This is a genomic window from Rhizobium sp. P2_G2 (assembly GCF_056403555.1).
Map to the genome: position 1 here is coordinate 117,316 of NZ_JBFUFF010000014.1, position 9,204 is coordinate 126,519.

The window sequence follows — 9,204 nt, forward strand, 5'->3', positions numbered from 1 at the left end:
TCACATCTCCACATAGAGGACGCGCAGGCGATGGCCGTCCAGATCGAGCGCCGTAAACGTGCGGCCGAAATCCAGATCTACCGGCGCCTGGATGATCTCGATGCCCTTGGCTTCCCAATCGGCGGCGACGCGATCGACCTCGTCCTTGCTGGCCACCGGCAGGCCGAGTTCGAAGCCGCCGGGCTGGTTGGCCGCGGGGGTCACGTCACGGCGGTTCCACAGGCCGAACTTGACGCCGTTCGGCAGCACGAAGAGGACGAAATTCTCGGAATTCTCGACCGGCTTCTGGCCGAACAGGTCGGCATAGAAATCGCGGGATTTCGGGGCGCTGTCGACATAGAGCAGATTGTAGCTGGCGTTCATGGTCGTTTCCCTTTTCTGCGTTGCGGTCGTTGGCGACCGTGGGAAAAGGTGTAGCGCTATATGCTGTCAATTTTTGTCAGTATCTGTATTGCTCTCATGTGCAATTCGCCATTCTTTGAGCAGTACGGCCTTGCGGCGCGGATAACGGATGCCCGTCGTCTCCATCGTCAGGATACGGTCGGCGCGGAAATGGCGGACATCGTCGCGCAAAGTGCACCAGGCGGCGACGATGCGCACCCGCTCGAAGAAGCCGAGCACGAAGGGCCAGATGCGGCGGCTGGTGGTGGCGCCGGCGGCGTCGAGATAGGTGATGTCGAGCATATGCTCGTTGCGGATCGCCTTGCGGACGACGGCGAGGTCGACCCGGCTTGGCTCAGGCATTGGCGAATTGACGACAAGATTCGTGCCCTCGATGCGCGGTTTGAGGTCATCGGGCAGAACCGCAGCGATCTTGGCGACCGCATTGTGGGCGGCGCGGGCGAGTTCGTCATCCGTGCGGGTCGCGACCCAGCGGGCGCCGAGCACCAGCGCTTCGATCTCGTCTTCGGAGAACATCAGCGGCGGCAGCATGAAGCCGGGTTTGAGGATATAACCGAGCCCGGGCTCGCCCTCGATATCGGCGCCCTGGCCCTGCAGGGTGGCGATGTCGCGGTAAAGTGTCCGGAGACTGATGCCGCTTTCTTCGGCCAATCGTTGGCCGCTGACCGGATTGCGGTGACGCCTCAGCGTCTGGAGGAGATCGAGCAGGCGTTCGGAACGGGACATGGGTGCCGACATTGTTTGCGAATGATCCGATATCGCATACTATGCTGTCATATTCTGGCAGCAATGAACAGGCAGTTTTAGCTCGACAGAAGGCCGCCGGTTCGCTAACAACCGGCAATTCAATCGTTTTAGGAGATCGCTCCGATGCGCGACAAGACCGAGAATCTTCTTTCCACGCTGAAGCTGCAGCCGGTCGTGCCGGTGATCGTCATCGACGACGCCAAATCGGCTGTGCCGCTGGCCCGCGCCCTGGTCGCGGGCGGCCTGAAGGCGATCGAGATCACGCTGAGAACGGCCGCGGCGCTCGACGCGATCAAGGCGGTGGCCGACGAAGTCGAGGGCGCGGTTGCCGGCGCCGGCACAGTGCTTGACGAGTTCCAGTGGGAGCAGGCGGTGAAGGCCGGCTCGAAATTCATCGTCTCGCCGGGTGCCGGCGTCTCGCTGCTCGATGCGGCCGCCGCAAGCGATGTGCCGCTGCTGCCGGGTGCGGCCACGGCGACCGAAGTGATGCAATTGCGCGACCGCGGCTATAGCGTGCTGAAATTCTTCCCGGCCGAACAGGCCGGCGGCGCCTCTTATCTCGGCGCCCTGGCCTCGCCGCTCGCCGGCATCCAGTTCTGCCCGACTGGCGGCGTGTCGCTGAAGAATGCCAGGGACTATCTCAGCCTGCCGAACGTCATCTGCGTCGGCGGCTCCTGGGTCGCACCAAAGGCGATGGTGACCGAGGGGAATTGGGCGGGTATTACCCAGCTTGCGGCCGAGGCTGCAGCGCTGGCGAAGTAACGCGATTGTGGCCTGTCGCCTACAGTGATATATATCCGGATATATATTCCCGGAGAACGGCATGACGACGACTGCACAGAAAAAGGCCAATGCACATTACCGCGCCAAGCTGGCCGAGCGCGGCTTGGTGCGGCTTGAAATCATCGTCCCCGAGAAGAACAGGGATATGATGAAGGCTTTGGCCGAGCAGTTGACATTGGCGGCCAAAGAGGCGGAGCAGGGACGCGCTCCTACTTCGGACGCTCCGTCGGGGGCGCAAATCTGGACGTCACTTCACGATGCGCCGCGGCTGGACGAACTCGATTTCGATAGATCGGATTTCCAGCTTCGGCCGGTCGACTTGTGACCCGATTTCTTCTCGACACCAATATCGTCAGCGATCCGTCCAAGCCGCAGCCATCCGATCCATTGAAAGCGTGGCTGAATGCCCAACGCGGCGAGGACCTTTTCATTACTGCGTGGACCATCGCGGAACTGCGGCGGGGGTACTGCTGATACCGGCCGGCAAGAGACGGGATGCGTTGGAGAACTGGTATTTGGGTCCAAATGGCCCACTTCAGCTTTTCCGGAGTAGGATTCTGCCGTTTGACGAGAATGCGGCCCATCACTGGGCTGAACTGATGATCGAAGGGCAAAAGATTGGCCGTTCGCGAAGCCTTCCGGACACAATCATTGCAGCGATCGCCGTCGCCAAGGATTGTGTCGTTGTTACCAATAACGAGCGGGACTTTTGGGGTGTGCCTTGCCTCAATCCGATGAGCGGATCGTAGCGGCCGGTTGTCTTTGTAATATTCCCGCCGTGTTCCTATGTTCTTTACCGCCATTCAACACGCTAGGAGGAATGCATGTTCGACGCGAAGAAGCTCTTGGATCAATTCCTGGGATCGCAGGTGCCCGGTGTGGGCGGTTCGGTTCGGGACAAAGCAGGGCAGATCGGGCAACTCGCCAAGGACAATCCGCTGGCGACGGGCGCCATTGCCGCCGTGCTGCTCGGCACCGGCACCGGCCGCCGTCTTGCGGGCGATGCGATCGCCGTTGGCGGACTGGCGGCGATTGCGGGTCTCGGCTACCAGGCCTACAAGAACTGGCAGTCCGGTCAGCAGGCCCAGCCGACCGATGCCTCGACGGCCGCCACCGCCCAGCCGGAGCTTCTGCCGCCGCCGGCCGATAGCGACTTCCATCCGGACGCTTCTACCAACAGCGGCGATTTCGCCACCGTGCTGGTGCGTGCCATGATCGCCGCTGCGCGTGCCGACGGCACGATCGACGAGCAGGAGCGCGAGGCCATTCTCGGCAAGGTCAAGCTTGCCGGATTGAGCGACGATGCGCAGAAATTCCTCGAAAGCGAGCTTGCCAGTCCGGTCGATCTCGACGCGATCGTTGCCGCTGCCCAGAGCGAGAGCCAGAAGGTCGAGCTCTACACCGCGTCACGCATCGCCATCGACCCCGATACTCGGGCCGAGCGCGGCTATCTCGACCTGCTCGCTGGCCGCCTCGGCCTTGCCGATGCGCTGGTCGACCATATCGAGGCGACGGTTTCGAGCGCCAAGGCTGGGTAAGCATGTCGCCTGAAAGTGGGAACCGGTTTCAGGACAACGACATGCGTGAAAACAAAAGCTTAGAGCGCAGTTCTGATTCCATCGGAACGCAAAGCGCTCTGAGCATCCATCAACAAATTTGACTTGCCGATCAATGACGGAGGCGATGAAATCGCCTCCGATCTGCTGCTGGGGAAGACCATGGAAGACCTGAAGCACTGGACGCCTCGCCCGGCGCCTGCACCCGTGACGCTCAAGGGCCGCTACGTCGCGGTGGAGCCTTATATTCGCGCAGAACATCTCGATGCGCTTTGGGATGCGATGGGCCGTGAAGGCATCAACCAGCATCTCCGCTATTTTGCCGCACCCGATTTCGCCGATGCCACCGCTTTTGGCGACTGGCTCGACGGCGTCAAGAAAGGCGGCTGGCTGACCGAGGTGTTTCGCGACAACACGAGCAGCAAGATCGTCGGAATGGCCAATTACATGCGCGCCGATCCGGCCAATGGCGTGGTCGAGGTCGGCGGCGTGGCCCATGGTCCGGCGATGATGAAGTCGCCGCTCTCCACGGAAGTGCATTACCTGATGGCCAAGCACGTTTTCGAGGATCTTGGCTACCGGCGCTACGAATGGAAGTGCCACAACGAGAATGCGCAGAGCAAGATTTCCGCCGAGCGTCTCGGCTTCACCTTCGAAGGCGTGTTCCGCAAGCACACGATCTCGCGCGGCGCCAATCGCGACACGGCCTGGTTTTCGATGATCGACGACGAATGGCCGCGTCTGAAAACTGCTTTCGAGGCATGGCTTGATCCGTCGAACTTTGATAGTGACGGCAGGCAGAAGCAAACCCTGCAGGAGATCCGTGCGACGATCACCGAGGGCTAAGCCCATGGAGATAGTGACCGCGCATGGCCGAAGACAAGCACGAGACGCGCAACACGGCGATCGCCGCCGGCATCATCCTGTTGGTCGCAGGCCTCGGTGTCTACTTCATGCCGAAAATCGTGCTGGGCATCGGCGCCTATTCCCCGGTGCTCGGTTTTGCGGCGGGAATGGCAATCGTACTGTTCTTCTTCATCGTGCTTTGGTTGCGCTCGAAATACAAGAAATAGCCGGCAAAACAAAATTATTGCGATTTTCACGTTGTTGTGACCAGACTTGTGAAACAAAGGCACTCGATCCGTCGTAGGGTTCAATGACAGAGCCAAACGTCCGGTCGAGGAATAGCCATGCCTGCCTACAAAGCGCCTTTCATCCCGTCCTCAGACATCACCCCGAAATCGATCTACCTGAAGCGGCGGCAATTCCTGGCCGGCGCGATGGCTGCGGGCCTGCTGGGGGGAGCCCTGCCGGCCGAGGCCTCGCTCAAGGCGGCGCAATCGAAATATCTCGTCGACGACAAGATCACGCCCAAGCAGGACGCCACCACCTATAACAATTACTATGAGTTCGGCACCGACAAGGGTGACCCCGTCGCCAATGTCGGCAAGTTCAAGCCGATGCCGTGGAAGATCACCATTGATGGGCTGGTGAAGAAGCCGGTGACCGTGGATGTCGGCGAGCTCATCGCCAGGACACCACTTGAAGAGCGCATCTATCGCTTCCGCTGCGTTGAGGCTTGGTCGATGGTCGTGCCCTGGACCGGTTTCATGCTTTCCGAACTGCTCAAGCAGGTAGAACCGCTGGGCAGCGCCAAGTTCATCGCCATGCAGACGGCGTTGCGTCCGGACGAGATGCCCGGCGTCGGCGGCTGGGCGCCGGTGCTTGACTGGCCCTATAAGGAAGGGCTCAGGATCGACGAGGCCATGCATCCGCTGACCATCCTCGCGGTCGGCATGTATGGCGACCTGCTGCCTAGCCAGAATGGTGCCCCGATCCGCTTGATCGTGCCGTGGAAATATGGCTTCAAGAGCATCAAGTCGATCGAGAAGATCACCTTTGTCGACAGCCAACCGGTGACGGCCTGGAACACGGCCGCGCCCGACGAATACGGCTTCTATTCCAACGTCAATCCGGAGCGCGACCATCCACGCTGGAGCCAGGCGAGCGAGCGGGTGTTGGGGCAGGGTGGCGGCTTCTTCGGCGGCACCGGCAAGCGCGATACGGAAAAATTCAACGGCTATGGCGCCGAAGTCGCCTCGCTCTACACAGGCATGGACCTGATCAAGAACTATTGAGACGACAAAGATGACGACGATCGCCAGCAGCACAGTTCCTGCAAAGAAGAAAGCCGACTACCCCAAGCAGATCAACAAGATCCTGGCGAAGATTTCGTCCTGGTGGGTCTATGGTCTGGGGCTGATCCCGGCCGCCTGGTATTTCTATCTGGGTGCTTCCAACAATCTGGACGCCAATCCGATCCAGACCTTCGAGCACCTGCTCGGCGAATGGGCGCTCCGGTTCATGATCCTCGTGCTTCTGGTCACGCCGGTGCGCGATCTGACGCGGGTGAATTTCTATCGCTTCCGCCGCGCCTTCGGTCTTCTGGTCTTCTACTATATCCTCTTCCACTTCCTGACCTATTTCATCCTGGACAGGGAACTGAACCTGCCGGTCATCTTCGTGGATATATTACGCCGGCCATACATCATCCTTGGAATGACGGCTTTCCTCTGCCTGATCGCCCTGGCGGCGACGTCGAACAACTGGTCGATCCGTCATCTCGGCCGCTGGTGGGGGTGGCTGCACCGGCTGGTCTATGTGATCGCCACGCTGGGCGTCATCCATTTCTTCATGGCGGTGAAAAGCTGGCCGCCGCGGCCGTTCTTCTATGCCGCGGTGATCGGTGTGCTATTGCTTTATCGGCTGGTGAGGTTCGGGCTCGATCAGCGCCGGACGGTCGCCGCATAAGCGTGCACCGCGTCACCGAAGGCCTTGAACAGGCGCGCCGAATTCGCGTCGCTCTCGACCCAGTATTCCGGATGCCACTGAACACCGACGGCGAAATTGCTGGCGCCGATCACCGAGACTGCCTCGACCGTGCCGTCGTCGGCGACTGCCTCGACGGCGAGCCGCGGTGCGGCCTGGCCGATCGCCTGGCGGTGCAGGGAATTGACCTGGAACTCGCCGGTGCCGAGCACGCCGGCTATGCAGGTTCCTTCCTTGACCTTGACCGTCTGGCGGATCGCGTACATACGGTCGCGCTCCGGCACATCCGGGCGGCGGTGGTCCCAGTTGCCGGGAACGTCCTGGATCTCGGTCGCCAATGTGCCGCCGAGCGCGACATTCAGCTCCTGGATGCCGCGACAGATGGCGAGCAGCGGAATGCCGCGCTCGATCGCGCGGCGGATCAGCGGCATCGTCGTCGCATCGCGAGGCCGATCATAGGGGCCGTTGATCTCGGACGTGTCGCCGCCGTAGAGTTCCGGATAGACATTGGAGCGTGAGCCGGAAAGCATGACGCCATCGACGCGGTCGAGGATCGCGTCGATGTCATTGCCTTCGAGAAGCGCGGGAACCAGCAGCGCGGTCGCTTTCGCGCCCTTGACCACAGCATTGACATATTGATGCGGGGTGGCGTGCCAATAGTAACCATCCATCTCGCGCGTGTCGGCGGGAATGGCGATGATCGGGCTCGGCATGGAATTCTCCGGACAAATCGGTGTTTCTAAACTGTCGTGCCGCGGCTTGCGGCAGCTGTCAACCTGAAACGTTCGTTACATATATAGAGATCCGCGGTCACCAGATAATGAATTCAAGTTGACCGGAAGAAGGAGAATCGTGGGTGACCTGCGGCCGTTCCCTGCGGCAGGCCGTGCGCGGAAATGCCTAATTATTGGAAAAATATGATAAATTGAAGCCCAATGGACAAGGAGTTTTCGCTCTGTGTCGTTTATAATCGATTAGAAGGTCGCTTCGGCGAAAACACCGCATTGCACTTCGGAAAGGCTTTGTGTATCCGAGTCTTCGGAAGGGTTTGCCGCGGTGCGGCATCTATTGCCTGGGGAGAAGTTAATGTCAGAGCATCATTCGGGTCCGGTAGAACTTGGCGCGGAAATGGACTACGCCGAGCATGATAGGACCTATAGCGGTTTCACGAACGTCGCCAAATACGGCACGATGCTGATTGCCGTCCTGCTGATCAGCATGGCTGCTTTCTTCTTCACCAAGGCTGGTTTCATCTTCTCGGTGCTGCTCTTCATCATTCTGGGCGCGATCGGCTTTTTCGTCCTCTGACGTCATCGCCATGACAGGTGGCGCAAGCCAAAAGGCGGCGTTGCGTCGCCTGGCGTGATCTTGCGCGTGGTTTGCCGGGAGGGGCTATGGCCAGCACGATTTTTGTTCCAAGGGAGACGGTCGGAGGCGAGCCGCGCGTTGCGGCGTCACCTGAGACGGTCAAGAAGATGAAGTCGCTCGGCCTCGACGTTGTGATCGAGGCGGGTGCCGGCGCGCTGTCGCGCATTCCGGATGGCGAATATGAGAAGGTCGGCGCACGGATCGGCCTGATTGCCGACGCCACTTTGGCCGATGTCGTGCTCAAGGTCCGCCGCCCCACCGCCGACGAGATTCGTGGCTATAAATCCGGTGCCGTGGTCATCGCCGTCATGGATCCCTATGGCAACGAAGCCGCGATCGCCGACATGGCCTCGGCCGGACTGACCGCGTTTGCCATGGAACTGATGCCGCGCATTACCCGGGCGCAGTCGATGGATGTGCTCTCCTCACAGGCCAATCTCGCCGGCTACCAGGCGGTGATCGACGCCGCAGAGGTCTATGATCGCGCGATGCCGATGATGATGACCGCCGCCGGCACGGTGCCGGCCGCGAAAGTGTTCGTCATGGGCGCCGGCGTTGCCGGCCTGCAGGCGATCGCCACCGCCCGGCGTCTGGGCGCCGTGGTCTCGGCCACCGACGTCCGTCCCGCCGCCAAGGARCAGGTCGCCTCGCTSGGCGCCAAATTCATCGCCGTCGAGGATGARGAATTCAAAGCCGCCGAAACCGCYGCCGGCTATGCCAAGCCGATGTCGGCRGAATACCAGGCCAARCAGGCCGCACTGGTTGCCGAGCAYATCGCCAAGCAGGACATCGTCATCACCACGGCACTAATCCCCGGCCGGCCGGCGCCAAARCTGGTGWSSCGCGAYATGCTCAAAKCSATGAAGCCGGGCTCRATCGCCGTGGATCTCGCCGTCGAGCGCGGCGGCAATATCGAAGGCGCTTCCCCTGGCGAGATCGCCGATGTCGAGGGCGTCAAGGTGATCGGCTATCTCAACGTTGCCGGCCGCATCGCCGCCTCTGCCTCGGCGCTCTATGCCAAGAACCTCGTCACCTTCCTGGAGACGATGATTTCCAAGGAGACGAAGGAGCTGGCGCTGAAGCTCGACGACGAACTCGTCAAGGCCACCATGCTCACCCATGGCGGAGCGGTGGTGCATCCGAATTTTGGCGGGGCACCGGCTCCGGCCAAGGAGGGCTGAAATGGCAAACGATAGTGTAAATACCGCCCTCCAGAACCTCGACAAGGCCGTGGCCGCCGTCCATGACGCGGTCGCCACCCAGCCCTCGCTCGCCGATGCGGCGCATGCACTCTCCGGCGGTGTGATCGATCCCTTCGTCTTCCGGCTGGCGATCTTCGTGCTCGCCATCTTCGTCGGTTACTATGTCGTCTGGTCGGTGACCCCGGCGCTGCATACGCCGCTGATGGCGGTGACCAATGCGATCTCCTCGGTGATCGTGGTCGGTGCACTGCTGGCCGTCGGCCTGTCGCTGTCTGGCTGGGCCACCGGCTTCGGCTTCGTTGCGCTGATCCTGGCCT

Annotated in this window: 13 protein-coding genes and 1 pseudogene; 11 read left to right on the forward strand and 3 right to left on the reverse strand. The window is 61.1% G+C overall.

Features of this window, described 5'->3' with window-relative positions:
- Together AC1D06_RS13820 and AC1D06_RS13825 are read right to left on the reverse strand one after the other, a co-directional pair.
- Window positions 1-363, reverse strand: coding sequence for a VOC family protein (locus AC1D06_RS13820; protein ID WP_477986649.1), 363 nt, complete (start codon window positions 361-363; stop codon window positions 1-3).
- 66 nt (window positions 364-429) lie between these two features.
- A complete protein-coding gene (locus tag AC1D06_RS13825; RefSeq protein ID WP_477881133.1) occupies window positions 430-1,128 on the reverse strand; it encodes a helix-turn-helix transcriptional regulator in 699 nt (232 codons plus the stop codon).
- A gap of 144 nt (window positions 1,129-1,272) precedes the next feature.
- Here AC1D06_RS13825 and AC1D06_RS13830 point away from each other — a divergent pair, with 144 nt between their 5' ends.
- The 8 genes and pseudogenes from AC1D06_RS13830 (at window position 1,273) to msrQ (ending at window position 6,299) form a co-directional block, all read left to right on the forward strand.
- Window positions 1,273-1,911, forward strand: a complete 639-nt coding sequence (locus tag AC1D06_RS13830; RefSeq protein ID WP_477986650.1) for a 2-dehydro-3-deoxy-phosphogluconate aldolase — start codon at window positions 1,273-1,275, stop codon at window positions 1,909-1,911.
- Between the two features lie 61 nt (window positions 1,912-1,972).
- Entirely contained in the window at window positions 1,973-2,257 is a 285-nt protein-coding gene (locus tag AC1D06_RS13835) for a hypothetical protein (RefSeq protein ID WP_477881130.1), read from the forward strand.
- Window positions 2,254-2,681, forward strand: a pseudogene (locus AC1D06_RS13840) (PIN domain-containing protein). The gene AC1D06_RS13835 and the pseudogene AC1D06_RS13840 overlap by 4 nt, the downstream one beginning before the upstream one ends.
- Window positions 2,682-2,756: 75 nt before the next feature.
- Complete coding sequence (locus AC1D06_RS13845; RefSeq protein WP_477986651.1) at window positions 2,757-3,470, forward strand: tellurite resistance TerB family protein; 714 nt, start codon at window positions 2,757-2,759, stop codon at window positions 3,468-3,470.
- 180 nt (window positions 3,471-3,650) lie between these two features.
- Window positions 3,651-4,334 (forward strand): GNAT family N-acetyltransferase, encoded by a 684-nt coding sequence (locus AC1D06_RS13850; protein WP_477986663.1) that lies wholly within the window; start codon window positions 3,651-3,653, stop codon window positions 4,332-4,334.
- A gap of 23 nt (window positions 4,335-4,357) precedes the next feature.
- The gene (locus AC1D06_RS13855) at window positions 4,358-4,561 is read left to right on the forward strand and encodes a hypothetical protein (RefSeq protein WP_477986652.1); all 204 of its coding nucleotides are present in this window, start codon (window positions 4,358-4,360) and stop codon (window positions 4,559-4,561) included.
- A gap of 117 nt (window positions 4,562-4,678) precedes the next feature.
- A complete protein-coding gene (msrP, locus tag AC1D06_RS13860) occupies window positions 4,679-5,626 on the forward strand; it encodes a protein-methionine-sulfoxide reductase catalytic subunit MsrP (protein WP_477986653.1) in 948 nt (315 codons plus the stop codon).
- 19 nt (window positions 5,627-5,645) lie between these two features.
- Window positions 5,646-6,299 (forward strand): protein-methionine-sulfoxide reductase heme-binding subunit MsrQ, encoded by a 654-nt coding sequence (gene msrQ, locus AC1D06_RS13865; protein ID WP_477986664.1) that lies wholly within the window; start codon window positions 5,646-5,648, stop codon window positions 6,297-6,299.
- Here msrQ and AC1D06_RS13870 read toward each other — a convergent pair.
- The gene (locus AC1D06_RS13870) at window positions 6,275-7,030 is read right to left on the reverse strand and encodes a gamma-glutamyl-gamma-aminobutyrate hydrolase family protein (RefSeq protein WP_477986654.1); all 756 of its coding nucleotides are present in this window, start codon (window positions 7,028-7,030) and stop codon (window positions 6,275-6,277) included. The genes msrQ and AC1D06_RS13870 overlap by 25 nt on opposite strands.
- A 373-nt stretch (window positions 7,031-7,403) precedes the next feature.
- Between AC1D06_RS13870 and AC1D06_RS13875 the strand changes: the two genes are divergently transcribed.
- The 3 genes from AC1D06_RS13875 to AC1D06_RS13885 all read left to right on the forward strand — a co-directional run.
- Window positions 7,404-7,625 carry an aa3-type cytochrome c oxidase subunit IV gene (locus AC1D06_RS13875; RefSeq protein ID WP_477881124.1) on the forward strand — a complete coding sequence of 74 codons (222 nt, stop codon included), beginning with the start codon at window positions 7,404-7,406 and terminating at the stop codon, window positions 7,623-7,625.
- A gap of 86 nt (window positions 7,626-7,711) precedes the next feature.
- Entirely contained in the window at window positions 7,712-8,866 is a 1,155-nt protein-coding gene (locus AC1D06_RS13880; RefSeq protein WP_477986655.1) for a Re/Si-specific NAD(P)(+) transhydrogenase subunit alpha, read from the forward strand.
- Between the two features lies 1 nt (window position 8,867).
- Window positions 8,868-9,204 (forward strand): NAD(P) transhydrogenase subunit alpha part 2 (locus AC1D06_RS13885; protein WP_477986656.1); only part of this gene is annotated, 337 nt, incomplete at its 3' end.